At 70.9% G+C, this 25,247-nt stretch carries 21 protein-coding genes; 17 read left to right on the top strand and 4 right to left on the bottom strand.

The features are described from left to right. Positions 1–40 precede the first annotated feature (40 nt). Complete coding sequence (locus IEY79_RS21740; protein ID WP_189109233.1) at positions 41–2,692, top strand: RelA/SpoT family protein; 2,652 nt, start codon at positions 41–43, stop codon at positions 2,690–2,692. A 72-nt stretch (positions 2,693–2,764) separates the two neighbouring features. On the opposite strand, the gene IEY79_RS21735 is transcribed toward IEY79_RS21740, so the two are convergent. Both IEY79_RS21735 and IEY79_RS21730 read right to left on the bottom strand, forming a co-directional pair. After that, on the bottom strand, positions 2,765–3,994 hold the full coding sequence (locus IEY79_RS21735) for a DUF349 domain-containing protein (RefSeq protein WP_189109232.1): 1,230 nt from the start codon (positions 3,992–3,994) through the stop codon (positions 2,765–2,767). Positions 3,995–4,241: 247 nt separating this feature from the next. Continuing rightward, positions 4,242–5,030, bottom strand: coding sequence for a peptidylprolyl isomerase (locus IEY79_RS21730; RefSeq protein ID WP_229701015.1), 789 nt, complete (start codon positions 5,028–5,030; stop codon positions 4,242–4,244). A 179-nt stretch (positions 5,031–5,209) separates the two neighbouring features. Here IEY79_RS21730 and IEY79_RS21725 point away from each other — a divergent pair, with 179 nt between their 5' ends. From IEY79_RS21725 to IEY79_RS21710, 4 genes are all read left to right on the top strand, one after another. Beyond that, positions 5,210–5,923: an MBL fold metallo-hydrolase gene (locus tag IEY79_RS21725; protein WP_189109231.1), complete on the top strand. Its 714-nt coding sequence runs from the start codon at positions 5,210–5,212 to the stop codon at positions 5,921–5,923. 13 nt (positions 5,924–5,936) lie between these two features. Next, positions 5,937–7,199: a histidine--tRNA ligase gene (gene hisS / locus IEY79_RS21720; RefSeq protein ID WP_189109230.1), complete on the top strand. Its 1,263-nt coding sequence runs from the start codon at positions 5,937–5,939 to the stop codon at positions 7,197–7,199. Between the two features lie 192 nt (positions 7,200–7,391). Next, positions 7,392–8,027 (top strand): vitamin K epoxide reductase family protein, encoded by a 636-nt coding sequence (locus tag IEY79_RS21715; protein ID WP_189109229.1) that lies wholly within the window; start codon positions 7,392–7,394, stop codon positions 8,025–8,027. Positions 8,028–8,099: 72 nt separating this feature from the next. Beyond that, positions 8,100–9,467: a replication-associated recombination protein A gene (locus tag IEY79_RS21710; RefSeq protein ID WP_189109228.1), complete on the top strand. Its 1,368-nt coding sequence runs from the start codon at positions 8,100–8,102 to the stop codon at positions 9,465–9,467. A gap of 43 nt (positions 9,468–9,510) precedes the next feature. Here IEY79_RS21710 and IEY79_RS21705 read toward each other — a convergent pair whose 3' ends face one another. After that, complete coding sequence (locus IEY79_RS21705; protein ID WP_189109227.1) at positions 9,511–10,191, bottom strand: DUF2470 domain-containing protein; 681 nt, start codon at positions 10,189–10,191, stop codon at positions 9,511–9,513. A gap of 180 nt (positions 10,192–10,371) precedes the next feature. Here IEY79_RS21705 and rpsD point away from each other — a divergent pair, with 180 nt between their 5' ends. Continuing rightward, positions 10,372–10,986: a 30S ribosomal protein S4 gene (gene rpsD, locus IEY79_RS21700; RefSeq protein WP_189109226.1), complete on the top strand. Its 615-nt coding sequence runs from the start codon at positions 10,372–10,374 to the stop codon at positions 10,984–10,986. A gap of 31 nt (positions 10,987–11,017) precedes the next feature. Here the strand turns inward: rpsD and IEY79_RS21695 are convergent, their stop codons facing one another. Then, positions 11,018–13,300, bottom strand: coding sequence for an ATP-binding protein (locus tag IEY79_RS21695; protein ID WP_189109225.1), 2,283 nt, complete (start codon positions 13,298–13,300; stop codon positions 11,018–11,020). A 219-nt stretch (positions 13,301–13,519) separates the two neighbouring features. Here IEY79_RS21695 and IEY79_RS21690 point away from each other — a divergent pair, with 219 nt between their 5' ends. From IEY79_RS21690 to IEY79_RS21640, 11 genes are all read left to right on the top strand, one after another. Next, positions 13,520–13,984: a DUF948 domain-containing protein gene (locus IEY79_RS21690; RefSeq protein WP_189109224.1), complete on the top strand. Its 465-nt coding sequence runs from the start codon at positions 13,520–13,522 to the stop codon at positions 13,982–13,984. Positions 13,985–13,991: 7 nt separating this feature from the next. Beyond that, positions 13,992–14,369, top strand: a complete 378-nt coding sequence (locus tag IEY79_RS21685) for a DUF6167 family protein (protein WP_229701014.1) — start codon at positions 13,992–13,994, stop codon at positions 14,367–14,369. Next, positions 14,369–17,038, top strand: a complete 2,670-nt coding sequence (gene alaS, locus IEY79_RS21680) for an alanine--tRNA ligase (RefSeq protein ID WP_189109223.1) — start codon at positions 14,369–14,371, stop codon at positions 17,036–17,038. The genes IEY79_RS21685 and alaS overlap by 1 nt, the downstream gene beginning before the upstream one ends. A gap of 63 nt (positions 17,039–17,101) precedes the next feature. Next, a complete protein-coding gene (gene ruvX, locus IEY79_RS21675) occupies positions 17,102–17,578 on the top strand; it encodes a Holliday junction resolvase RuvX (protein WP_189109222.1) in 477 nt (158 codons plus the stop codon). 192 nt (positions 17,579–17,770) lie between these two features. Continuing rightward, entirely contained in the window at positions 17,771–19,705 is a 1,935-nt protein-coding gene (mltG, locus tag IEY79_RS21670; RefSeq protein WP_189109221.1) for an endolytic transglycosylase MltG, read from the top strand. Beyond that, the gene (locus tag IEY79_RS21665; RefSeq protein WP_189109220.1) at positions 19,692–20,537 is read left to right on the top strand and encodes a shikimate dehydrogenase; all 846 of its coding nucleotides are present in this window, start codon (positions 19,692–19,694) and stop codon (positions 20,535–20,537) included. Before mltG ends, IEY79_RS21665 begins: the two co-directional genes overlap by 14 nt. A 137-nt stretch (positions 20,538–20,674) precedes the next feature. Then, entirely contained in the window at positions 20,675–21,859 is a 1,185-nt protein-coding gene (gene aroC / locus IEY79_RS21660) for a chorismate synthase (protein WP_189109219.1), read from the top strand. Then, positions 21,856–22,446 carry a shikimate kinase gene (locus tag IEY79_RS21655; RefSeq protein ID WP_189109218.1) on the top strand — a complete coding sequence of 197 codons (591 nt, stop codon included), beginning with the start codon at positions 21,856–21,858 and terminating at the stop codon, positions 22,444–22,446. The genes aroC and IEY79_RS21655 overlap by 4 nt, the downstream gene beginning before the upstream one ends. After that, positions 22,443–23,543 carry a 3-dehydroquinate synthase gene (gene aroB / locus IEY79_RS21650; protein ID WP_189109217.1) on the top strand — a complete coding sequence of 367 codons (1,101 nt, stop codon included), beginning with the start codon at positions 22,443–22,445 and terminating at the stop codon, positions 23,541–23,543. The genes IEY79_RS21655 and aroB overlap by 4 nt, the downstream gene beginning before the upstream one ends. Further along, on the top strand, positions 23,540–23,980 hold the full coding sequence (aroQ, locus tag IEY79_RS21645; RefSeq protein WP_189109216.1) for a type II 3-dehydroquinate dehydratase: 441 nt from the start codon (positions 23,540–23,542) through the stop codon (positions 23,978–23,980). Before aroB ends, aroQ begins: the two co-directional genes overlap by 4 nt. 142 nt (positions 23,981–24,122) lie before the next feature. Next, positions 24,123–25,166: an AAA family ATPase gene (locus IEY79_RS21640; RefSeq protein WP_189109215.1), complete on the top strand. Its 1,044-nt coding sequence runs from the start codon at positions 24,123–24,125 to the stop codon at positions 25,164–25,166. Positions 25,167–25,247: the final 81 nt, after the last annotated feature.

The following is a 25,247-nucleotide window of genomic DNA, read 5'->3' as shown; positions in this document are numbered from 1 at the left end:
CACCTGACCGGGAGAGCCCGGAAACGCACGAGGAGCGCTCTTGCCAGACGAGGCCCAGCCACTCCCCGCCGCCCAGCCCGATCCGCAGACAGACCAGGCCATGGCGGCGCCTGCCCCGCCGCAGAATCAGGCGGACGGGTCGAGGACGGCTGCGCAGACGTCTGCCGGGCGGAACGGGTCCGGGCACAGCGGCACCGAGCGGAACGGGTCCGACCACACGTCCGACCGCAACGGGTCCGAGCCGAGGCGGAGCCCGTCGAAGCCGGTCGACCCGGCCACGGCACCCACCCCCGCCGTCGCGGCCGTGCCGGGCTCCGCGCCCGACAAGAGCCGGCTCCCGGTCCCCGTCACCGCGCCCAAGCCCCCGCCGGCCGCGCCCTCGCGCTCCGGCGGCTCCTCCAACCGCGTACGCGCCCGGCTGGCCCGTCTCGGCGTGCAGCGCTCGTCGCCGTACAACCCGGTCCTCGAACCGCTCCTGCGGACCGTACGGAGCAACGACCCCAAGATCGACACCGCCGTCCTCCGCCAGATCGAGCGCGCCTACCAGGTCGCCGAGCGCTGGCACCGCGGCCAGAAGCGCAAGAGCGGCGACCCGTACATCACGCACCCCCTGGCCGTGACCACGATCCTCGCCGAACTCGGTATGGACCCGGCCACACTCATGGCGGGGCTGCTGCACGACACCGTCGAGGACACCGAGTACGGCCTCGACACGCTCCGCAAGGACTTCGGCGACCAGGTCGCCCTCCTCGTCGACGGCGTCACCAAGCTCGACAAGGTCAAGTTCGGCGAGGCCGCCCAGGCCGAGACCGTACGCAAGATGGTCGTCGCCATGGCCAAGGACCCCCGCGTCCTGGTCATCAAGCTCGCCGACCGGCTGCACAACATGCGCACCATGCGCTATCTCAAGCGGGAGAAGCAGGAGAAGAAGGCCCGCGAGACGCTGGAGATCTACGCGCCGCTGGCCCACCGCCTGGGCATGAACACCATCAAGTGGGAGCTGGAGGACCTCGCCTTCGCGATCCTCTACCCCAAGATGTACGACGAGATCGTCCGGCTCGTCGCCGAACGGGCGCCCAAGCGTGACGAGTACCTGGCCATAGTGACCGACGAGGTCCAGTCCGATCTGCGCGCGGCCCGTATCAAGGCCACCGTCACCGGCCGACCGAAGCACTACTACAGCGTCTACCAGAAGATGATCGTGCGAGGCCGCGACTTCGCCGAGATCTACGACCTGGTGGGTATCCGGGTACTCGTCGACACGGTCCGCGACTGCTACGCGGCGCTGGGCACCGTCCACGCCCGGTGGAATCCGGTACCGGGGCGGTTCAAGGACTACATCGCGATGCCCAAGTTCAACATGTACCAGTCGCTGCACACGACGGTCATCGGGCCCAGCGGCAAGCCGGTCGAGCTCCAGATCCGCACGTTCGACATGCACCGCCGCGCCGAGTACGGCATCGCCGCGCACTGGAAGTACAAGCAGGAGGCCGTCGCCGGGGCGTCCAAGGTCCGTACGGACGTGCCGAAGAACGCCGGCAAGGGCGGCGGCCAGGACACCGTCAACGACATGGCGTGGCTGCGCCAGCTGCTCGACTGGCAGAAGGAGACCGAGGACCCCAGCGAGTTCCTGGAGTCCCTGCGCTTCGACCTGTCGCGCAACGAGGTCTTCGTCTTCACGCCCAAGGGCGATGTCATAGCGCTGCCCGCCGGAGCCACCCCCGTCGACTTCGCCTACGCCGTCCATACGGAGGTCGGCCACCGCACCATAGGAGCGCGGGTCAACGGGCGGCTCGTCCCCCTCGAATCGACCCTCGACAACGGCGACCTGGTGGAGGTCTTCACCTCCAAGGCGTCCGGCGCCGGACCCTCGCGTGACTGGCTGGGCTTCGTCAAGTCGCCCCGGGCCAGGAACAAGATCCGCGCCTGGTTCTCCAAGGAGCGCCGCGACGAGGCGATCGAGCACGGCAAGGACGCCATCGCCAAGGCGATGCGCAAGCAGAACCTGCCGATCCAGCGGATCCTCACCGGTGACTCGCTCGTCACGCTCGCGCACGAGATGCGCTACCCCGACATCTCGTCGCTGTACGCGGCGATCGGCGAGGGCCATGTCGCGGCGCAGGGCGTCGTACAGAAACTCGTGCAGGCGCTCGGCGGCGAGGAGGCCGCCAACGAGGACATCGCCGAGAGCGCGCCGCCCTCGCGCGGACGCACCAAGCGCCGCTCCAGCAGCGACCCCGGTGTGGTGGTCAAGGGTGTCGAGGACGTGTGGGTCAAGCTCGCCCGCTGCTGTACGCCGGTCCCGGGCGACCCGATCATCGGCTTCGTCACCCGCGGCAGCGGCGTCTCCGTACACCGCGCGGACTGCGTCAACGTCGACTCGCTGTCGCAGCAGCCGGAGCGGATCCTCGAAGTCGAGTGGGCGCCCACCCAGTCGTCCGTCTTCCTCGTCGCCATCCAGGTCGAGGCGCTGGACCGGTCCCGGCTGCTCTCCGACGTCACCCGGGTCCTCTCCGACCAGCACGTCAACATCCTGTCGGCGGCTGTCCAGACGTCCCGCGACCGGGTCGCCACCTCCCGCTTCACCTTCGAGATGGGCGACCCCAAGCACCTCGGGCACGTGCTGAAGGCCGTACGGGGCGTGGAGGGCGTCTACGACGTCTACCGCGTCACATCCGCCCGCAGGCCCTGACGCCCCGCACGACGGAGCGGCCCGGCGGTGGGATCACCGCCGGGCCGCTCCGTGCCGTCACGCGTGCGGGTGTCAGCCGCCGAACTCCTGAAGGCCCTTCAGCGCCTGGTCCAGCAGGGCCTGCCGGCCCTCCAGCTCCTTCGCCAGCTTGTCCGCCCTGGCGTTGTTGCCCGAGGCGCGTGCCGTGTCGATCTGCGTACGCAGCTTGTCGACGGCCGCCTGGAGCTGGCCCGTCAGACCCGCGGCGCGCGCACGCGCCTCCGGGTTCGTACGGCGCCACTCGTTCTCCTCGGACTCCTGAAGCGCCCGCTCGACCGTCTGCATCCGGCCCTCGACCCTGGGCCTGGCGTCGCGCGGCACATGCCCGACCGCCTCCCACCGCTCGTTGAGGGCACGGAACGCGGCGCGGGCCGCCTTCAGGTCCTTCACCGGGAGCAGCCGCTCGGCCTCGGCCGCCAGCTCCTCCTTCAGCTTCAGGTTCTCGGTCTGCTCCGCGTCCCGCTCGGCGAAGACCTCACCACGGGCGGCGAAGAAGACGTCCTGGGCGCCGCGGAAGCGGTTCCACAGGTCGTCCTCGGCTTCGCGCTGCGCGCGGCCCGCGGCCTTCCACTCGGTCATCAGCTCGCGGTAGCGCGCCGCCGTCCCGCCCCAGTCCGTGGAGCCCGACAGCGACTCGGCCTCGGTGACCAGCTTCTCCTTGGCCTTACGGGCCTCCTCGCGCTGCGCGTCCAGCGAGGCGAAGTGCGCCTTGCGGCGCTTGGAGAACGCCGAGCGCGCGTGCGAGAAGCGGTGCCACAGCTCGTCGTCGGACTTCCGGTCCAGCCGCGGCAACCCCTTCCAGGTGTCCACCAGCGCGCGCAGCCGCTCCCCGGCGGACCGCCACTGGTCGCTCTGCGCGAGCTCCTCGGCCTCCGTCACCAGAGCCTGCTTCGCCTCACGCGCGGCGTCCGTCTGCTTGGCCTTCTGGACCTTGCGCTCCTCGCGCCGCGCCTCGACCGTCGAGACAAGGCCGTCGAGACGCGTACGCAGGGCGGCGAGATCCCCGACGGCGTGATGCTCGTCCACCTGCGCCCGCAGATGGTCGATGGCGGCCTGCGCGTCCTTGGCCGAGAGATCGGTGGTCTTCACCCGCCGTTCGAGAAGGCCGATCTCGACCACCAGGCCCTCGTACTTGCGCTCGAAGTAGGCCAGAGCCTCCTCGGGAGAGCCTGCCTGCCACGATCCGACGACCTGCTCGCCCTCGGCCGTGCGCACGTACACGGTGCCTGTCTCATCGACACGGCCCCACGGGTCGCTGCTCACAGCGCCTCCTCCACCTGATGCCTGCGAGGGGTGCCCCCCGGGCATCGTCCACAGTTTCCTGGACGGGCCTCGCCCGTCTTCCGCGACGCGAAAGCGGGTCCGCAGAGCCGACCCGCGCGTCGCACTACGCCAATCTAGGTGACCGGCGGCCCGGCTGTCCGCACTCCGCACGGCCGAAATTCGCGGGGTACGGTGCGGGGCCCGTCGAACGCCCCGCACCGCGGGCCGCGCCGCCGGTCACCGGTGGTCACGTCTTGTCGACGGTGCCCTTCTCGATGGTGACGGTCTTCTTCGGCGCACCGTCTCCCTTGGTCTCACCGGTGACACCCCCCGCCGCGACGGCCTTCACGGTCTTCAGGCCCTCGGCGTCCATCGTCCCGAACGGTGTGTACGAGGGCGGGAGCTTGGTGTCCTTCCACACGAGGAAGAACTGACTGCCGCCGCTGTTCGGCTGGCCGGTATTCGCCATCGCCACCGACCCCGCGGGGTAGGTCACCGCACCGTCCGCGGCCGGCTTGCCGAGCGCGTCGAGATTCTCGTCCGCGATGGTGTAGCCGGGGCCGCCGGTGCCGTCGCCCTTCGGGTCGCCGCACTGGAGCACGAAGATGTTCTCCGTGGTCAGACGGTGACACTTCGTGCCGTCGAAGAACTTCTTGTCCGCGAGGGACTTGAAGGAGTTCACCGTTTCCGGAGTCTTCGCGGCGTCCATCGCGATGCCGATGCCGCCCTGGTTCGTCTTCAGGGTCATCGTGTACTTGGCCTTGGCGTCGATCGTCATCTTCGGCCCGGCCGGCTTGCTCTCGGTCGGGGACGGCGGCGCCGAGGGACTGTCCTGCGCGACGTCCTTCTCACCGTTGTCGTCCGTCAGGCCCGCGATGGCGTACGCGCCACCCGCCGCCGCCAGCACGACGGCCAGCGCGGAAGCGATGATCGCGTTACGGCGTCTGGCGCCCCTGCGGATCTCCGCCCGGCGCTGCTGCTGCCGCTCGAACTTCTCCCTGGCAAGCTGGCGCCGGCGCTGCTCGCTGTTGACCACCGGGTCGTCTCCTCGTGTCTTCGTGGGCCCTGTCTGGGCGGTGCTCGGAACAGTGCTCGGAACTAAGTCCTATGAACGCTGACTAGCCCCGTACGGTATATGGGTTACCTGTGGAATGAGGAGCGCCGGTAGGCTCTGATCTGCTGCAATCTCCCGACGGACGACATTTGAGGACGATCGTGCTTATTGCCGGGTTCCCCGCCGGGGCCTGGGGGACCAACTGCTATCTGGTCGCCCCCGCCGCGGGCGAGGAGTGCGTGATCATCGACCCCGGCCACCAGGCCACCGAGGGCGTCGCCGAGACGGTCAAGAAGCACCACCTCAAGCCCGTCGCCGTGATCCTCACCCACGGCCACATCGACCACGTCGCGTCGGTCGTGCCCCTGTGCGGTGCCCACGGCATCCCGGCCTGGATCCACCCCTCGGACCGGTACATGATGAGCGACCCCGAGAAGGGCCTCGGCCGCTCCATCGGGATGCCGCTCATGGGCGAACTCACCGTGGGCGAGCCCGACGACGTCAAGGAGCTGGACGACGGTGCCGAGCTGGAACTGGCGGGCCTGCGCTTCGGCGTCGCGCACGCGCCCGGCCATACGAAGGGGTCGGTGACCTTCGGGCTGCCCGAGGCGGCGGACATTCCGCCCGTCCTGTTCTCGGGCGACCTGCTGTTCGCCGGCTCCGTCGGACGATCGGACCTGCCCGGCGGCGACGCGGCCGAGCTGCTCGACTCGCTGGGCCGCGTGTGCCTGCCGCTCGACGACTCGACCGTGGTGCTGTCCGGCCACGGCCCCCAGACGACCATCGGCCGGGAGCGAACCACCAACCCGTATCTGCGCGAGGTGGCCGCAGGCTACGGCAGCGGCCACGGCGCCGCTCCGCGACGAGGAATGTGACGCAGCGACTTCCATGAACACCTTTCAGGCTCCCAAGGGCACGTACGACCTGCTTCCGCCGGAATCCGCCGTGTTCCTCGCGGTGCGCGAGGCGATCTCCGCGCCGCTGAAGAACTCCGGTTACGGCTACATCGAGACGCCCGGCTTCGAGGACGTCGAACTCTTCGCCCGCGGCGTCGGCGAGTCCACCGACATCGTCACCAAGGAGATGTACACCCTCACCACCAAGGGCGGCTCCGAGCTGGCGCTGCGCCCCGAGGGCACTGCCTCCGTGCTGCGCGCCGCGCTGGAGGCCAATCTCCACAAGGCCGGCAACCTCCCCGTCAAGCTCTGGTACTCCGGCTCGTACTACCGCTACGAGCGCCCTCAGAAGGGCCGCTACCGCCACTTCTCGCAGGTCGGTGCCGAGGCCATCGGCGCGGAGGACCCGGCGCTCGACGCCGAGCTGATCATCCTCGCCGACCAGGCGTACCGCTCACTCGGGCTGACCGGCTTCCGCATCCTGCTGAACTCGCTGGGCGACAAGGAGTGCCGCCCCGTCTACCGCGAGGCGCTGCAGACCTTCCTGCGCGACCTCGACCTCGACGAGGAGACCCGCCGGCGTATCGAGATCAACCCGCTGCGGGTCCTCGACGACAAGCGCCCGGCCGTACAGAACCAGCTCACCGACGCCCCGAGGCTGCGCGACTACCTATGCGACGCCTGCCGGGAGTACCACGCGGAGGTGCGCGACCTGCTGACCGCGGCGGGTGTCGCGTACGAGGACGACGAACGGCTCGTACGGGGGCTGGACTACTACACCCGCACGACCTTCGAGTTCGTCCACGACGGCCTCGGCGCGCAGTCCGCGGTGGGCGGCGGCGGGCGCTACGACGGGCTCTCGGAGATGATCGGCGGGCCCGCGCTGCCGTCGGTCGGCTGGGCGCTGGGCGTGGACCGTACGGTGCTGGCGCTGGAGGCCGAGGGCATCACGCTCCAACTGCCGCCAGCCACCAGTGTGTTCGCGGTGCCGCTCGGCGAGGAGGCGCGCCGGCTGCTGTTCGGCGTGGTCACCGAGCTGCGCAGGGCCGGGGTCGCGGCCGACTTCAGCTACGGCGGCAAGGGGCTCAAGGGCGCGATGAAGAACGCCAACCGCTCGGGCGCGCGGTTCACGATCGTCGCCGGTGAGCGTGATCTCGCCGAGGGCGTGGCGCAGGTCAAGGACATGGAGAGCGGCGAGCAGAAGCCCGTACCGCTCGACGGGCTCGTGGCCGACCTGACCGCGAGACTCGCCTGACCCCCGCCCGACCTGAGAACACGCCGCGGGCCCCGGACGCTTCGGACGTCCGGGGCCCGCGGCGGTCGGTCGGCGGCATCCCGGTCGGCGCCCGTCCGTCTTTATGTCCATCGAACGGTGGATACGGGGGCGGGTGCGGCAGAATTGACCGGACCCTCCGCGGACGCGGACCCCGAGTGATGGAACGGCGATATGACGAGTACAGCGCTGGACGACGTGTCGGCCGACCGGGCGGAGCGCGAGGCCCCCGGGCTCTTCGGTGCGGGGCGGGTGCTGGCGTGGTTGCTGGTGGTGACGGGTGCGGCGGGTGTGCTGGCGTCGTGGGTGATCACGATCGACAAGTTCAAGCTGCTGGAGGATCCGGGTTTCACTCCGGGGTGCAGTCTGAATCCGGTGGTGTCCTGCGGGAACATCATGAAGAGCGACCAGGCGGCGGCGTTCGGGTTCCCCAATCCGATGCTGGGGCTGGTGACGTACGCGGTCGTGGTGTTTGTGGGGGTCGGGCTGCTGGCGGGGGCGCGGTACCGGCGGTGGTTCTGGCTGGGGCTGAACGCGGGAATGCTCTTCGGTGTCGGTTTCTGCACCTGGCTGCAGTACCAGTCGCTCTACACCATCGGCTCCCTCTGCCTCTGGTGCTGTCTCGCGTGGGTGGCGACGATCGTGATGTTCTCCTACGTCACCACGCACAACGTGACGCACCGGATCCTTCCCGCGCCGCGGTGGCTGCGCAGCGGACTGGAGGAGTTCCACTGGGTGCCGCCGGTGCTGTGGACCGGGATCATCGGGATGCTGATCCTGACCCGCTGGTGGGACTTCTGGACCGGCTGACCCGCGCGTTCCAGCGGGCCCGCGCCGGTCGCGCCGGTCGTCCTGTCAGTGGGCTGGCATAGGCTCTGAGATGTGGAGCCCGACCTCTTTACCGCAGCAGCCGAAGACCGCCAGGAGAAGGACCCGTCCAGCAGCCCGCTGGCCGTCCGGATGCGCCCGCGTGTCCTGGACGAGGTGGTCGGCCAGCGGCATCTGCTCAAGCCCGGCTCCCCGATGCGGCGTCTGGTCGAACAGGCCGCCCAGGGCAGGGGACCCGCGGGTCCCTCGTCGGTGCTCCTCTGGGGCCCGCCGGGCACCGGCAAGACGACGCTCGCCTATGTCGTCTCCAAGGCGACCGACGCCCGTTTCGTCGAACTTTCCGCGATCACCGCGGGGGTCAAGGAGGTCCGGGCCGTCATCGACGGCGCACGGCGCGCCTCCGGCGGCTTCGGCAAGGAGACCGTCCTCTTCCTGGACGAGATCCACCGCTTCAGCAAGGCCCAGCAGGACTCCCTGCTGCCCGCCGTGGAGAACCGCTGGGTCACGCTCATCGCGGCCACCACCGAGAATCCGTACTTCTCGATCATCTCCCCGCTGCTCTCACGCTCCCTGCTGCTGACGCTGGAGCCGCTCACCGACGACGACCTGCGCGCCCTGCTGCGGCGCGCGCTCACCGAGGAGCGAGGGCTCGGCGGCGCGGTCTCACTGCCCGAGGACTCCGAGGCCCATCTGCTGCGGATCGCCGGGGGAGACGCCCGGCGGGTCCTGACCGCCCTGGAGGCGGCGGCCGGTGCCGCGATCTCCAAGGGCGAGAAGGAGATCAGCCTCGCCACGGTGGAGGAGACGGTCGACCGCGCCGCCGTGAAGTACGACCGCGACGGCGACCAGCACTACGACGTGGCGAGCGCCCTCATCAAGTCGATCCGCGGCTCCGACGTGGACGCGGCGCTGCACTATCTGGCACGCATGATCGAGGCGGGCGAGGACCCCCGGTTCATCGCCCGCCGGCTGATGATCTCGGCCAGCGAGGACATCGGCCTCGCCGATCCGACGGCTCTGCCCACGGCCGTCGCGGCGGCGCAGGCCGTGGCGATGATCGGCTTCCCGGAGGCCGCGCTCACCCTCAGCCACGCCACCATCGCGCTGGCGCTGGCCCCGAAGTCGAACGCGGCGACGCTCGCGATCTCCGGCGCGCTGGAGGATGTGAAGAAGGGCCTGGCCGGTCCCGTACCGCCGCATCTGCGCGACGGTCACTACAAGGGGGCGGCCAAGCTCGGCCACGCGCAGGGGTATGTCTACCCGCACGATGTGCCCGGAGGGATCGCCGCGCAGCAGTACCTCCCGGACGAGGTGCGGGACAGGCGGTACTACGAACCGACGCGGTACGGCGCGGAGGCGCGTTACGCGGACGTGGTCGAGAAGGTCCGCGAACGACTGCGCGGCGACGCCCCGTCGAACTGAGTATTCGGTGCGGGTGCGGGTGCGGGTGCCGTGCCGTTCGCGCTCAGCTGTTCGCGGCCTCGAAGAGCGCGTGCATGGCACGGCGCAGCTCGCCCACGTCGCGCACCGGCTCGGGGAAGTCGAAGCGGGCGTCGAAGCAGTTGACGCCGGTGAAGCGGACCCTGAGCCCGAAGCGGTCCACGCCGACCGGTACGGCCGCCGCCCCGCCGCCGGTGCGCTCGCCGAGCAGCGAGCGCAGCGTTTGCACCTCGGTGCTGTGCGCGGCGTGCAGATGCTGGAGCAGTTCGGCCTCGTGCTCCGAGAGGGGGTCCGGTACGGCGGCGGTGAACTCGTCCGCCTCCACCGACTCGGCGCCCCACAGGTCGTCCACGTACGCCTCGCCGACCTCCAGCCGGAGAGTCGTCCGGCCGGGCTCGGCCGCGCCGGGTACGCGCGTCAGCCAGCCGGAGACCCAGGCGCGGCCCCGGATACGGTGGGGCACGGAGACCGGCGCGACATCGGTGATCTCCAGCACCGCGGCCAGCTCGTCGGCCTGCGCGCGCGTCGCCGCCCGGACGACGGGGGAGTCCGCCGCGAAGGCCAGCAGCAGGTCGCCTTCGCCGTCCACGGTCCGCGCGTCGGGCATCAACTGGTCGGGTCGCAGGGCGTCCAGGCCCGGGACGAGCAGCACCGCTGAGCATGTACTCTGTACGAGAGTTCGTGTGCGCTCGGCTGCTGACGGCATCCGGGCGATTTCAAGCCCGCTGGGACGCGGCTGACCATGAGCTGATCGGACCTCCGTCGTATCGATGCCCTGCGCGTCGAGACTGTCTGTGATGCGCGTGGTGTTCCCAGGGCGACGAGACATGCGATCTCCTTTGAGTAAGGTGAGCCTAACCTAACCTACAACGGAGGTCTGGAGAACGTGCCTAACCAGTCGCGTCCCAAGGTCAAGAAGTCACGCGCGCTCGGTATCGCGCTGACGCCGAAGGCCGTGAAGTACTTCGAGGCCCGTCCCTACCCGCCGGGCGAGCACGGCCGCGGCCGCAAGCAGAACAGTGACTACAAGGTCCGTCTGCTGGAGAAGCAGCGTCTGCGTGCTCAGTACGACATCAGCGAGCGCCAGATGGCCCGCGCCTACGACCGCGCCCGCAAGGCCGGCGGCAAGACCGGCGAGGCCCTGGTCGTCGAGCTGGAGCGTCGTCTCGACGCCCTGGTCCTGCGTTCGGGCATCGCCCGCACCATCTACCAGGCCCGTCAGATGGTCGTCCACGGCCACATCGAGGTCAACGGCGGCAAGGTCGACAAGCCGTCGTTCCGCGTCCGTCCCGACGACGTCGTGATGGTCCGCGAGCGCAGCCGCGAGAAGGTTCCCTTCCAGGTCGCGCGCGAGGGTGGCTACGACACGGACGGCGAGACCCCGCGCTACATCCAGGTCAACCTGAAGGCGCTGGCGTTCCGTCTGGACCGCGAGCCGCTGCGCAAGGAAATCCCGGTCATCTGCGACGAGCAGCTCGTCGTCGAGTACTACGCCCGCTGATCACCAGCTGATCCAGGCGTAGTACGCGCGTTCAGCCCGCCGCTTCCCCGCCGATCTGGCCGGGGGAGCCGGCGGGCTCTCGCTTTTCCAGGCCCGCCGCGAGGCCCGTTTCCCGGTCGGCCTTCCGGTCCGGCATCTCCCTGTGGCCGCCGGACAGCTGACGGGGGAGCAGCCCGGCCCCGCGCGGCCCGGCCAGCGCGCGTTCCACGGCCGCCGCCGGCGGCAGGGCGTGTCCCTCCGCCACATGGGCGCCGTACAGCTCGGGACCCAGCAGATCCTTGGCCCGGCGTTCGCACTGCTCGCGCGGCGCACCGAAGGCGGGGGAGCCGAACAGGGGCGCCCCGACCGACTGCCAGAGCCGGGTGGCCGCGCCCTGGAGCACCGCGGCCTCGGCCGGGTCCCCTTCGCCCGCCGTCACCAGCGCCATCAGCTCCATGGACAGCACCAGCCCGACCAGGTCGTTGAAGGTGTGGTGGATGGCGACGGACTCGGCCAGCAGCGCGCGGGCCTCGCCGAGCCGGCCGCGCGCCCAGGCCGCGTACGCGTGGACGTACAGGGCGTAGGACCGGGTCCAGCGTTCGCCGCTGTCCTCGCAGATGTCCCGGACATCGGCGCAGAGCGCGACGGCCGTGTCCAGGTCGCCCTGGAAGACCAGGGCGAGGGCCAGCTCCGCCTGGCCCATCAGCACGTTGCTGTTGAGTTCGCCCAGCTCGTGGTAGCCGCCGAGCGCGGCGCGCAGCAGCCGTTCGGCGCGCGGCATGTCGCCGGAGAGGAGCGCGAGACAGCCCAGCCGGTGCTCGGCGTACGTGAGCGCCAGCGCGTTCTCCGTACGGGCGGCCTCTCCCCGGCATTCGTACAGAGCACCCACCGCGGCTGTGTTGTCGCCCTGGAGGATCGCCACATGGCCCAGCACCCACAGGGCCTTGAGCCGTGACCCGGCGTGCGGGGAGCCCTCCCGGCGGGCCTTCTCCGGACGGGGCTCGTCCTGACAGGTCTCGTCGTTCAGGCCCTCGTCCCGCGGATCGGCCGACGCGAGGACCCGCTCCAGCCAGTGCCGCCCTTCGGTGAGCCGGCCGCAGCCCGCCCAGTAGAACCAGAGCGTGCCCGCCAGATACTGCCCGAGATAGGCCTCGCCCTCCGTCTCCAGACAGAGTTCGATGGCCGCGCGCAGATTGGGCAGCGCGCTGTCGGCGCAGGCGGCGATCTCCGCCTGCCGGGGGCTGAACCAGTCCAGTTCGCACCAGGTGGCCAGTCCCACGTACCAGTCCCGGTGTCTGCGGCGCATCCGGCCGGTGTCCCCCAGGGCCTCCAGCCACTGGGCGCCGTACGCGCGCACCGTGTCCAGCATCCGGTAGCGCGGCCCGGCCGGCGTCTCCTCCGGTACGACCAGGGACTGGGCGACCAGGGCGTCGAGCACGTCGAGCACGCTCGCCGCCGGCAGCTCGGGGCCCGCGCAGACGTACTCGACCGCCTCCAGGTCGAAGGGCCCGGCGAAGACGGAGAGCCGTGCCCACAGCAGCCGTTCGGCCGGGGTGCACAGCTCGTGGCTCCAGCCGATCGCGGTACGGAGCGTGCGGTGGCGCGGCAGCTCACCGCGCGAGCCCCCGGTGAGCAGCTGGAAGCGGTCGTCCACCCGCCGCAGGATCTGCTCGACGGACAGGACGCGCAGCCGGGCGGCGGCCAGTTCGAGCGCGAGCGGGATGCCGTCGAGTCTGCGGCACAACTCCCGTACGGCGTCACGGTGTTCGTCGAGTCGGCGGCCGCCGGGCGCGACGCCGTCGGCCCGGTCGGCGAAGAGCCGCCGCGCGTCGGTGTCCGACATCGGGGCGAGCGGGAAGGTCCGTTCGCCGGCCAGCCGGAGGGGCCGACGGCCGACGGCCAGCACCTGGAGGCCGGGGCAGCGGCGCAGCAGATCCCGTACGAGCTCCGCGCACCGCTCGACCAGCTGCTCGACGCCGTCCAGCACCAACAGCAGGCGGCGGTCGGCGAGATGGGTGTGCAGCATCTCCCGGGTCGGCCGGCCGCTGTGGTCGGTGATGCGGAGGGCGTCGAGGAGCGCGTGGTCGAGCAGTCCGGGGTCGCGGACGGCGGAGAGTTCGACCAGCCAGACACCGTCGCCGTAGCGTTTTCGCAGCTCCTCCGGCCGGAGGGCACGGGCCGCTTGCACGGCCAGCCGCGTCTTGCCGACACCGCCCACCCCCACCAGGGTGATCAGCCGGGTCCGGGTGAGCAGACGTGCCAGCTCCGCCAGTTCGTCGGCACGGCCCACGAACCGGTTCAGCTCCGCGGGGAGATTGCCGGGGACAGGTCGCATGAGACACGCACAGTACTCGCGCGACCGCACCGCGTACAATCCGCCGCGGCGACTCCTCCGCCCCGCCCCGGCCGACGGGGTGGGTCCGTGACCGCCTTAAAGCGGTACGGGGAGCCACTCCGGGCGCGATAGGGTCGAGAGAAGACTTTTCTCGGGTCGGCCGGGCCGTTCGGATCCGGTGCGACCCGAGCGACCCATCAACGCAGAGAGCGGTGCAGCGTGACCGGTGGAGAGGTTGCCGGGATCCTGGTTGCCGTCTTCTGGGCGGTTCTGGTCACCCTCCTCGCCGTGGTGCTCGTGAGGCTGGCGCAGACGCTCAAGGCGACCACCAAACTCGTGGCGGACGTGACCGAACAGGCCGTACCGCTGCTGGCGGACGCTTCGGCGACCGTACGCGCGGCGCAGACCCAGCTCGACCGGGTCGACGCCATCGCCACGGACGTCCAGGAGGTCACCTCCAACGCGTCGGCGCTCTCCACGACCGTGGCGTCCACCTTCGGCGGACCCCTCGTGAAGGTCGCGGCCTTCGGCTACGGGGTGCGGCGGGCGATGGGCCGCAAGACCCCGGCCGAACCGGCGCCCGCCGACCGCAAGCCATCGGTACCGGCCGCGCGCGGCCGGCGCACGGTCATCGTGGGCAGGACCGTTCCGTCCGCCCGACGCAGCAGGAAGCAGAAGGGCTGAGGCAGCGATGTTCCGCCGTACGTTCTGGTTCACCGCGGGCGCGGCGGCCGGTGTGTGGGCCACCACCAAGGTCCACAGCAAACTCCGCCGGCTGACGCCCGAGAGCCTCGCCGCACAGGCGGCCGACAAGGCCGTCGACGCCGGACACCGGCTCAGGGACTTCGCACTCGACGTCCGGGCGGGTATGGCCCAGCGTGAGTCCGAACTGGGCGAGGTGCTGGGGCTCGACGCCCCGGCCGACCCCGAACTCCCCGCCCAGCGGCGCCTCGCCGTCGAGGGCCGCGCCGAACGCCGGTACGACGAGCACGGCGACGAGTACCGAAACCACGACCACAGCGACAGATTCAACTCGCGTACACCGCACAACCGGAATGAGGACCACTGATGGAGTCGGCCGAAATCCGCCGCCGCTGGCTGAGCTTCTTCGAGGGGCGCGGCCACACCGCCGTCCCTTCGGCGTCGCTCATCGCGGACGACCCGACTCTGCTCCTGGTCCCCGCGGGCATGGTCCCCTTCAAGCCGTACTTCCTCGGCGAGGTCAAGCCTCCCGCCCCGCGGCTGACGAGCGTCCAGAAGTGCGTGCGTACGCCGGACATCGAAGAGGTCGGCAAGACCACCCGGCACGGCACGTTCTTCCAGATGTGCGGCAACTTCTCCTTCGGCGACTACTTCAAAGAAGGCGCCATCACGCTGGCCTGGGAGCTGCTGACCACCCCGGTGGCCGACGGCGGGTACGGCCTCGACCCCGACAGGCTGTGGGTCACGGTCTATCTGGACGACGACGAGGCCGCCGGCATCTGGACGGACAAGGTCGGCTTCCCCGCCGAGCGGATCCAGCGTCTGGGCAAGAAGGAGAACTACTGGTCCATGGGCGTGCCCGGCCCCTGCGGTCCCTGCTCGGAGATCTTCTACGACCGCGGCCCGGCGTTCGGCGAAGAGGGCGGCCCCGCCGTCAACGACGAGCGCTACGTGGAGATCTGGAACCTGGTCTTCATGCAGTACGAGCGCGGCGCCGGCGAGGGCAAGGACGACTTCGAGATCCTCGGCGACCTGCCGTCCAAGAACATCGACACCGGACTCGGCCTCGAACGCCTCGCCATGGTCCTCCAGGACGTCCACAACATGTTCGAGATCGACACGTCGATGGCCGTCATCGACAAGGCGACCGAACTGACCGGCGTCCGCTACGGCGCCGACCCCGCCTCGGACGTCTCCCTGCGCGTCGTCACCGACCACATGCGCACCTCCGTGATGCTCATCGGCGACGGCGTCACCCCCGGCAACGAGGGCCGCGGCTACGTCCTGCGCCGCATCCTGCGCCGCGCCGTGCGCAACATGCGGCTCCTCGGCGCCACCGGACCGGTCGTCGCCGACCTCATCGACGTGGTCATCCCGTCGATGGGCCAGCAGTACCCGGAGCTGATCACCGACCGCAAGCGCATCGAGACGGTCGCCCTCGCCGAGGAAGCCGCCTTCCTGAAGGCCATCAAGGGCGGCACCAACATCCTCGACACCGCCGTCACCGAGACCAAGGCCGCCGGCGGCACGGTACTGCCCGGCGACAAGGCGTTCCTGCTCCACGACACCTGGGGCTTCCCGATCGACCTCACCCTCGAAATGGCCGCCGAACAGGGCGTCTCCGTGGACGAGGACGGCTTTCGCCGGCTCATGAAGGAGCAGCGGGACCGGGCCAAGGCCGACGCCAGGTCGAAGAAGACAGGCCACGCCGACCTCTCGTCCTACCGCGAGGTCGCCGACACCTCCGGCGCCACCGAGTTCACCGGCTACTCCAGCACCGAGGGCGAGTCGCGGATCGTCGGCCTGCTGGTCGACGGTGTGCCGTCGCCCGCCGCCACCGAGGGCGACGAGGTCGAGGTCGTACTGGACCGCACCCCGTTCTATGCCGAGGGCGGCGGCCAGCTCGCCGACCAGGGGCGGATCCGCCTCGACACCGGCGCGGTCATCCAGGTCCGCGACGTCCAGCAGCCGGTCCCGGGTGTCTCCGTGCACAAGGGGTCCGTGCAGGTCGGTGAGGTCACGGTCGGTTCGGCCGCGTTCGCCGCCATCGACACCCGGCGCCGCCGCGCCATCGCCCGCGCCCACAGCGCCACCCATCTGACGCACCAGGCGCTGCGCGACGCCCTCGGCCCGACGGCCGCCCAGGCCGGTTCCGAGAACTCCCCGGGCCGCTTCCGCTTCGACTTCGGTTCGCCGGCCGCCGTACCGGGCACGGTTCTCACCGACGTCGAGCAGAAGATCAACGAGGTGCTCGGGCGTGAACTCGACGTCCAGGCCGAGGTCATGTCCATCGACGAGGCCAAGAAGCAGGGCGCCATCGCCGAGTTCGGCGAGAAGTACGGCGAGCGCGTCCGCGTCGTCACCATCGGCGACTTCTCCAAGGAGCTGTGCGGCGGCACGCACGTGCACAACACCGCCCAGCTGGGCCTGGTGAAGCTGCTCGGCGAGTCCTCGATCGGGTCCGGTGTGCGCCGTATCGAGGCGCTGGTGGGTGTCGACGCCTACAACTTCCTCGCCAAGGAGCACACCGTCGTCGCCCAGCTCCAGGAGCTGGTCAAGGGCCGCTCCGAGGAACTGCCGGAGAAGATCGCCGGCATGCTCGCCAAGCTGAGGGACGCCGAGAAGGAGATCGAGAAGTTCCGCGCGGAGAAGGTGCTGGCCGCCGCCGCCGGACTGGTCGAGGGCGCCCGGGACGTACGGGGTACGGCCCTGGTCACCGGCCAGGTGCCGGACGGTACGTCGGCCGACGACCTGCGCAGGCTGGTGCTGGACGTGCGCGGCCGGATCACCGGTGGCCGCCCGGCGGTCGTCGCGCTGTTCACGACGGTGGGCGGACGCCCGCTGACGGTCATCGCCACCAACGAGGCGGCCCGTGAGCGCGGGTTCAAGGCCGGCGAGCTGGTCCGCGCCGCCGCCAAGACCCTCGGCGGCGGAGGCGGCGGCAAGCCGGACGTCGCCCAGGGCGGCGGTCAGAATCCCGAGGCCATCGGTGACGCCGTGGCCGCGGTGGAGCGCCTTGTCGAGGGGACGTCCTGAAGACATGCGTGAGCACGCGGCCGGGGACATGGCGGCCGGGGACATGATCGGGGTCGTGGCGGCGTGAGCGCGCTCGCGCGCCGGGGCCGGAGACTGGCCGTCGACGTCGGGGACGCCCGGATCGGGGTTGCCTCGTGCGACCCCGACGGGCTCCTCGCGACGCCGGTGGAGACCGTGCCCGGACGTGATGTCCCGGCCGCCCACCGGCGCCTCGTGCAACTCGTCGAGGAGTACGAGCCGATCGAGGTCGTCGTCGGTCTGCCACGCTCGCTCAGCGGTGGTGAGGGACCGGCGGCGGTCAAGGTGCGGGCGTTCGCGGAAGAGGTCGCCCGTCGGATCGCGCCGGTCCCGGTGCGGCTGGTTGATGAGAGAATGACCACGGTGACCGCCGGCCAGGGACTGCGCGCCTCGGGTGTGAAGTCCAAGAAGGGCAGGTCCGTCATCGATCAGGTGGCGGCCGTCATCATTCTGCAGAACGCGCTGGAGTCCGAAAGGGCGTCGGGAGCGCCACCCGGTGAGGGTGTGCGGGTTCAGACCTGAAAAGCCCTGATCGGGCGATACTGGAACATACTTACGGTTATCTGTGTGCTCGAATGAAGGCCGCCTGATCGCGATACGGTAACGTTCCGCGCGATGCGGCGGGGATTCGAACAACTGCCGCACAGAGAGAGGCGTTACGGACACCGGGCCATCCGCGCCCGGCACCGCTCGCCTCGCGGCTCTAGGGGATCGATGACTGACTATGGCCGGGGTCGAGGCCCTGAACCGTGGCACCCCGAGGACCCCCTGTACGGGGACCAGGGGTGGGGAGCGCAGCAGGCCGCGGACGGCCACACTCCTTACGACGCTCAGCTTCAGGCTCAGCAGCCCCATCCGCAGCAGCAGTACGACCCCCAGTACGACGGTGGCGGCTGGGACACGGGCCAGCAGCAGTACGCGCAGCAACCTCAGCAACAGCACCCCCAGCAGCCCCATCCCCAGCAGCATTACAACCCCCAGTACGACGGCGGTGGCTGGGACACCGGACAGCAGCAGTACGTCCAACAGCAACACCAGCCGCAGCAACACCCCCAGCACCAGCAGCAACACCCACAGCAACAGCCCCCGTACCTGCAGCAACAACAGCAACAACAGCAGTACGCCGAGCCGCAGTACGACCAGCAGCAGTACGCCGGACAGCAGCCCAACACCCCCCAGTACGGCGGCGGTTGGGACACCGGCCAGCAGGCGGCCATGCCCTACGGCGAGAACCAGGGCGACCCCTACGCGGCCCAGCAGGGCGGCGGCTACGGCGGCGAGAGCCCGGACCCGTACGGCACCTCCGAGGCGGCGTACGCACCCCCGGGCCCCCCGGGACGCCATCAGGCGGCGACCCCGCCTCCGCCCCAGCCCGAGCCCGAGAACGACTGGGACGGTCCGCAGCCCGAGGAGACGCACCCGTTCTTCACCGGCGAGGACCGCGACGACCGCCGCCGTGACCGTGACGACGACCGGGGCGACGACAGGGACGACCGGGAGTACGACGACGACGGCGACGGCCGGCGCGGAGGCGGCGGACGTGACCGCCGCGGCTCGTCGAAGAAGAAGCGCCGCGGCGGCGGCGCCTGCCTTGTGGCCTCCCTCGTCCTCGTAGGAGGCGCGGCAGGCGGTGGCTACTACGCCTACCAGTTCTGGCAGGAACGCTTCGGTCCGCCCGCCGACTTCGCGGGCGCCGGCACCGGCTCCGTCCAGGTCGAGATCCCGCAGGGCGCGGGCCTCGCCGAGATGGGCAACCTGCTCAAGGAGGGCGGGGTGGTGAAGAGCGCGGCGGCATTCATCGAAGCCGCGGGAGAGCACCCCAAGGGCGAGGCGATCCAGCCCGGTGTCTACCCGATGAAGAAAGAGATGTCGGCCAAGGCCGCCGTCGAGTTGATGACCAATCCGGCCAATCTGAACTCGCTGACCATCGCCGAGGGCGTGCGTGCCGTCAAGGTGTACGAATTCATCGACACCAAGCTCAAGCTCGAACCAGGTACCACCGCCGACGTCGCCAAGGCGCAGGCCGATAAACTCGGCCTGCCCGCCTGGGCCAACGACAGCGAAAACATAAAAGACCCGCTCGAAGGCTTCCTGTACCCCGCGCGTTACGACATCGGGGAGAAGACCAAGCCGGAGGACATCCTCAAGCAGATGGTCGCGCGGTCCAACCAGGAGTACAAGAAGTACGATCTGGAGAAATCGGCCGAGGACCTCGGTCTGGACTCACCGCTCGACGTCGTCACCGTCGCCAGCCTTGTACAGGCCGAAGGCATCACGCACGACGACTTCAAGAAGATGGCGGCGGTCGTCTACAACCGGCTCAAGCCGACGAACACCGACACCAACCAGAAACTCGAATTCGACTCGACCTTCAATTACTTGAAGAACGAGAGCGAGATCGACATCTCCACCGCGGAGATCAGGAACCACGACGACCCGTACAACACGTACTTCTACAAGGGTCTTCCGCCGGGTCCGATCGGAAATCCGGGTGCCGACGCGCTGAACGCGACAAAGGCGCCGGACGCGGGCGGCTGGATGTTCTTCATCTCCATCGACGGCAAGACCACCGAATTCACCAAGACCCTGGCCGAGCACGAGAAGCTGGTCCAAAAGTTCAACGAGCGACGGAAGAATGCGAACGACTAGTACCACCCAGCACAGGGCGGCCGTCCTCGGCTCGCCCATCGCTCACTCCCTCTCCCCGGTACTGCACAGGGCGGCGTACGCGGAACTGGGCCTGACCCACTGGTCGTACGACCGCTTCGACGTCTCCGAGGCGCGCCTCCCCGCCTTCCTGACCGGGCTCGACCCGTCCTGGGCCGGGCTCTCGCTGACCATGCCGCTCAAGCGCGCCGTCATCCCGCTGCTCGACAGGGTCAGCGAGACCGCGTCGTCCGTCGAGGCCGTCAACACCGTCGTCATCGACGGCGCCGGCCGGCGCACGGGCGAGAACACCGACATCCCCGGCATGCTCGCCGCCCTGCGCGAGCGCGGCGTCGACACGGTGGAGTCGGCGGCCGTCCTCGGCGCCGGAGCGACCGCGTCGTCCGCGCTCGCCGCGCTCTCGCGCATCTGCGAGGGCCCGGTCACCGCCTATGTACGCGGCCCGGAACGCGCCGCCGAGATGCGCGGCTGGGGGACACGGCTCGGGGTCGACGTGCGCACCGCCGACTGGGCGGACGCGGCCGACGCGCTCGGCGCTCCGCTGGTGATCGCGACGACCCCCGCGGGCGCCACCGACACGCTGGCGGGGCGCGTCCCCGGCAGCCCAGGCACCCTCTTCGACGTGTTGTACGACCCCTGGCCCACCGCGCTCGCCGCGGCCTGGTCGGCCCAGGGCGGCCCCGTGGTCGGCGGTCTCGACCTGCTCGTGCACCAGGCCGTCCTCCAGATCGAGCTGATGACAGGCCGCACGCCCGCGCCGCTCGCCGTGATGCGCGAGGCCGGCGAACAGGCCCTCGGGGCGCACGGAGCCTGACGGCCGCGGGCGCCGCGCCCGCATCCGCAGGCTGGACGGAGTCACGGAGCGGACCGCCGGTCATGGCAGGATCGGGACCCGAGGATGCGTACCGCAGTCGTACGGTCGAAGATGTCGAGATTCACCGAGGAGCACCGTTGAGCAGGTTGCGCTGGCTGACAGCGGGGGAGTCGCACGGACCCGCACTCGTCGCGACGCTGGAGGGCCTTCCCGCGGGTGTGCCGATCACCACGGAGATCGTGGGCGATCACCTCGCCAGGCGGCGGCTGGGCTACGGGCGCGGCGCACGGATGAAGTTCGAGCGCGACGAGGTCACCTTCCTCGGCGGCGTACGGCACGGCCTGACCATGGGATCGCCGGTCGCGATCATGATCGGCAACACCGAGTGGCCCAAGTGGGAACAGGTCATGGCGGCCGACCCGGTCGACCCGGAGGTGCTGGCGGGACTCGCCCGCAACGAGCCCCTGACCCGCCCGCGCCCCGGCCACGCCGATCTCGCGGGGATGCAGAAGTACGGAGCGTCCGAGGCCCGGCCGATCCTGGAGCGCGCCAGCGCCCGCGAGACGGCGGCCCGGGTCGCACTCGGCGCGGTCGCCCGGTCGTATCTGAAGGAGACGGCCGGGATCGAGATCGTCTCCCACGTCGTCGAACTGGCCACCGCCAAGGCCCCGTACGGCGTGTACCCGACCCCCGGCGACGTCGAGCGGCTCGACGCCGACCCCGTCCGCTGCCTCGACCCCGAGGCGAGCGACGCGATGGTCGCCGAGATCGACCAGGCCCACAAGGACGGCGACACCCTCGGCGGTGTGGTCGAGGTGCTGGCGTACGGCGTGCCCGTCGGTCTCGGCTCGCACGTCCACTGGGACCGCAGGCTCGACGCCCGGCTCGCCGCCGCCCTGATGGGCATCCAGGCCATCAAGGGCGTCGAGGTCGGCGACGGCTTCGACCTAGCCCGGGTGCCCGGCTCCCAGGCGCACGACGAGATCATGGTCACCGACGAGGGCATCAGGCGCGCCTCGGGCCACTCCGGCGGCACCGAGGGCGGACTGTCGACGGGCGAACTGCTGCGCGTGCGGGCCGCGATGAAGCCCATCGCGACCGTCCCCCGCGCACTCGCCACCGTGGACGTCGCGACCGGCGAGGCCGCCAAGGCGCACCACCAGCGCTCGGACGTCTGCGCGGTGCCCGCCGCGGGCATCGTCGCCGAGGCCATGGTCGCGCTGACGCTCGCCGACGCCGTGGCCGAGAAGTTCGGCGGCGACAGCGTCCCCGAGACCCGGCGCAACGTCGAGTCGTACCTCCAGAACCTGGTGATCCGATGAGCGGCCCGCAGATCGTCCTGGTCGGTCCGATGGGGGTCGGCAAGACCACCGTGGGCGCGCTGCTCGCCGAACGCCTCGACACCGACTACCGGGACACCGACGCGGACATCGTCGCCGCCGAGGGCCGGGAGATCTCGGACATCTTCTTCGACGAGGGCGAGCAGCACTTCCGCGACCTGGAGCGGGAGGCGGTACGCACCGCCCTCGCCGAACACCGCGGCGTCCTCGCGCTCGGCGGCGGCGCGATTCTCGACAAGGACACCCGCGAACTGCTCGCGGACCTGCCCGTCGTCTATCTCTCCATGGAGGCCAACGAGGCGGTCCGGCGCACCGGTCTGGGCCTGGCCCGCCCGCTGCTCGCCATCAACCCCCGCCAGCAGTGGAAGCTGCTGATGGAGGAGCGCCGCTCCCTCTACACGGAGGTCGCGCGCGTGGTCGTCCCGACCGACGAGCGGGCGCCCGAAGAGGTCGCCGAAGCCGTCATCGAGGCACTGGAGCTGGGCGCGGCGGCCGTCCCCGGCGCCGATCCGTCCGCCGCCCCCGGCAAGGCCCCCGGCACCGCTCCCGGCAAGGAGAACCAGGCATGACGACGGATCAGGACCAGACGGTCACCCGTATCCAGGTCGGCGGCACCGGCCACGACCCGTACGAGGTGCTGGTCGGCCGGCGGTTGCTGGGCGAGCTGCCCGCGCTCATCGGCCCCCAGGCCAAGCGTGTCGCCGTACTGCACCCGGAGTCGCTCGCCGAGACCGGCGGGACGCTCCGCCAGGACCTGGCGGACCAGGGGTACGAGGCGGTCGCCATCCAGCTGCCCAACGCCGAGGAGGCCAAGACCGTCGAGGTCGCCGCCTACTGCTGGAAGGCTCTCGGCCAGACCGGCTTCACCCGCAGCGATGTCATCGTGGGCGTCGGTGGCGGCGCCACCACCGATGTCGCGGGCTTCGTCGCCGCGACCTGGCTGCGCGGGGTGCGGTGGATCGCCGTACCGACGACCGTCCTCGGCATGGTCGACGCGGCCATCGGCGGCAAGACCGGCATCAACACGGCCGAGGGCAAGAACCTCGTGGGCGCCTTCCATCCGCCCGCCGGGGTGCTCTGCGACCTCGCGGCGCTGGACTCGCTCCCGGTGAACGACTACGTGAGCGGCATGGCCGAGATCATCAAGGCGGGATTCATCGCCGATCCGGCCATTCTCGATCTGGTGGAGGCCGACCCCGAGGGAGCGCGTTCGCCCGCCGGACCGCACACAGCCGAGCTGATCGAGCGCTCGATCCGGGTCAAGGCCGAGGTCGTGTCCAACGACCTCAAGGAGTCCGGCGTACGCGAGATCCTCAACTACGGCCACACACTGGCCCACGCCATCGAGAAGAACGAACGCTACAAATGGCGACACGGCGCGGCCGTCTCCATCGGCATGGTCTTCGCCGCCGAACTGGGCCGCCTCGCCGGCCGGCTCGACGACGCCACCGCCGAACGGCACAGCGCCGTCCTGAAGTCGGTCGGACTGCCGCTGACCTACCGCGGCGACCAGTGGCCCAAGCTGCTCCAGACCATGAAGGTCGACAAGAAGTCCCGCGGTGACCTGCTGCGTTTCATCGTCCTCGACGGTCTGGCCAAGCCGACCGTGCTGGAGGGACCCGACCCGGCGGTGCTGCTCGCCGCGTACGGGGAGGTGTCCGAGTGAGCCGTCGGGTCCTGGTGCTCAACGGCCCCAACCTGGGCCGCCTCGGTTCCCGCGAGCCGGACGTCTACGGCTCCGTCTCGTACGCCGGTCTTGTGGAGACCTGCCAGGCGGCGGGCAAGGAGCTGGGCCTGACGGTCGACGTACGCGAGACGAACGACGAGGGCGAGCTGATCCGCTGGCTGCACGAGGCGGCCGACGGATCGCTTCCGGTGGTTCTCAACCCCGGGGCCTTCACCCACTATTCGTACGGAATGCGGGACGCCGCCGCGCAGCGCACCGCGCCGCTGATCGAGGTCCACATCTCGAACCCGTACACACGCGAGGAATTCCGCCACACGTCGGTCGTCGCGGCGGTCGCCAGTGGCACGATCGCGGGGTTCGGCATCGGCTCGTACCGACTGGCGCTGCGCGCCGTCGCCGAGGAGCTGGACGGCTGACGGGAAAGCCCGGCGGCCGGCCGGGCACTCGGGGCGGGTCTCTGACGTTCCTACGGAAGCGGCCGGCAACGGTACCGTTCGAAGCAAGTCGGCCCGGCGGCCGAGCGATCAGCGTCAGACGTACGAGACGGAGTGGCACCGGATGCAGCACGCGATGGGGGCTCCGCTGCCGCCTCCCCACGGTTCGGCCCACGGAGCGGGCGGACAGGGCGCGGGCGCGTGGGCGCACGGCTCCCCGCCCCACGGTCCGCCACCGGGCGCCGCACCACACTCCGGCCCGCCGGCCGGCCCTCCCGCGCCCCACGGGCAACCGCCCGTACCGGGCGCGGCGCCGTACGGCACCCAGATGCCCGGTGGGCACCCGGGACCTCACCCGCCCGGCGGTCCCCAGCAGCACGGCGTACCTCACCCGCCCGGCGCACCACAGCCGCCTCAGGGGCCCCCGCCGGCCGGCGGGCCCACCGGACACCAGCGCGTCCCGGGGGGCCACCAGCAGGCACCCGTGCCCCCGCAGGGCCCCCCGGCGCCGCAGGCGCCACCACCGCCCGACTCGACCGGGCACATCCAGCTGCCGCCGGGCGGGCCGGTTCCCATACCCGTGCCGCATCTCGCCGACAGCGGTACGGGCGCGGCCACGCTCGCCGTCCTGCTGATCGGCCCCGCCGGCGCCGGCAAGACGACCGTCGCCCGGCACTGGGCGGCCCGCCGGCAGGTTCCCACCGCGCACATCAGCCTCGACGACGTACGCGAATGGGTCTGCTCCGGCTTCGCCGACCCGCAGTCGGGGTGGAACGAGCACTCCGAGGCGCAGTACCGCCTCGCCCGCCGCACCTGCGGCTTCGCCGCCCGTAACTTCCTGGCCAACGGCATCTCCTGCATCCTCGACGACGCGGTCTTCCCCGACCGTCCGGTCGTCGGACTCGGCGGCTGGAAGCGCCATGTCGGCCCCGGACTGCTGCCCGTGGTCCTGCTGCCCGGTCTGGAGATCGTGCTGGAGCGGAACGCGGAGCGCAGCGGCAACCGCAGGCTCTCCGACGAGGAAGTGGCGGGTATCCACGGCCGGATGGCCGGCTGGTACGGCTCCGGGCTGCCGATCATCGACAACTCGAAGTACGACGTGGAGACGACGGCCCGGGTCCTCGACGACGTGCTCGCCCGGTCGATCGCCAGCCCACCGGCCTGGTAGCCCGGACGCCGGGCCCCTCCGCGGCGTCGGGAGGAGCCCGTCCGTCCGACGGTGAGAGGGCCCCGGCCCGCCCCCGGTCGG

This window comes from Streptomyces camponoticapitis (assembly GCF_014646115.1).
In the GTDB taxonomy this organism is placed as follows: domain Bacteria; phylum Actinomycetota; class Actinomycetes; order Streptomycetales; family Streptomycetaceae; genus Streptomyces; species Streptomyces camponoticapitis.
The sequence above is the reverse complement of the archived record's forward strand: the minus strand, read 5'-3'. Positions and strand labels throughout refer to the sequence as shown.

What these genes read in the sequence shown, in the direction of transcription:
- hisS (WP_189109230.1), top strand. Translation starts at nt 5,937, where the DNA reads ATGAACACCTTTCAGGCTCCCAAGGGCACGTACGACCTGCTTCCGCCG.
- IEY79_RS21715 (WP_189109229.1), top strand. Translation starts at nt 7,392, where the DNA reads ATGACGAGTACAGCGCTGGACGACGTGTCGGCCGACCGGGCGGAGCGC.
- IEY79_RS21705 (WP_189109227.1), bottom strand. Translation starts at nt 10,191, where the DNA reads ATGCCGTCAGCAGCCGAGCGCACACGAACTCTCGTACAGAGTACATGC.
- IEY79_RS21695 (WP_189109225.1), bottom strand. Translation starts at nt 13,300, where the DNA reads ATGCGACCTGTCCCCGGCAATCTCCCCGCGGAGCTGAACCGGTTCGTG.
- IEY79_RS21685 (WP_229701014.1), top strand. Translation starts at nt 13,992, where the DNA reads ATGTTCCGCCGTACGTTCTGGTTCACCGCGGGCGCGGCGGCCGGTGTG.
- alaS (WP_189109223.1), top strand. Translation starts at nt 14,369, where the DNA reads ATGGAGTCGGCCGAAATCCGCCGCCGCTGGCTGAGCTTCTTCGAGGGG.
- mltG (WP_189109221.1), top strand. Translation starts at nt 17,771, where the DNA reads ATGACTGACTATGGCCGGGGTCGAGGCCCTGAACCGTGGCACCCCGAG.
- IEY79_RS21665 (WP_189109220.1), top strand. Translation starts at nt 19,692, where the DNA reads ATGCGAACGACTAGTACCACCCAGCACAGGGCGGCCGTCCTCGGCTCG.
- IEY79_RS21655 (WP_189109218.1), top strand. Translation starts at nt 21,856, where the DNA reads ATGAGCGGCCCGCAGATCGTCCTGGTCGGTCCGATGGGGGTCGGCAAG.
- aroB (WP_189109217.1), top strand. Translation starts at nt 22,443, where the DNA reads ATGACGACGGATCAGGACCAGACGGTCACCCGTATCCAGGTCGGCGGC.
- IEY79_RS21640 (WP_189109215.1), top strand. Translation starts at nt 24,123, where the DNA reads ATGCAGCACGCGATGGGGGCTCCGCTGCCGCCTCCCCACGGTTCGGCC.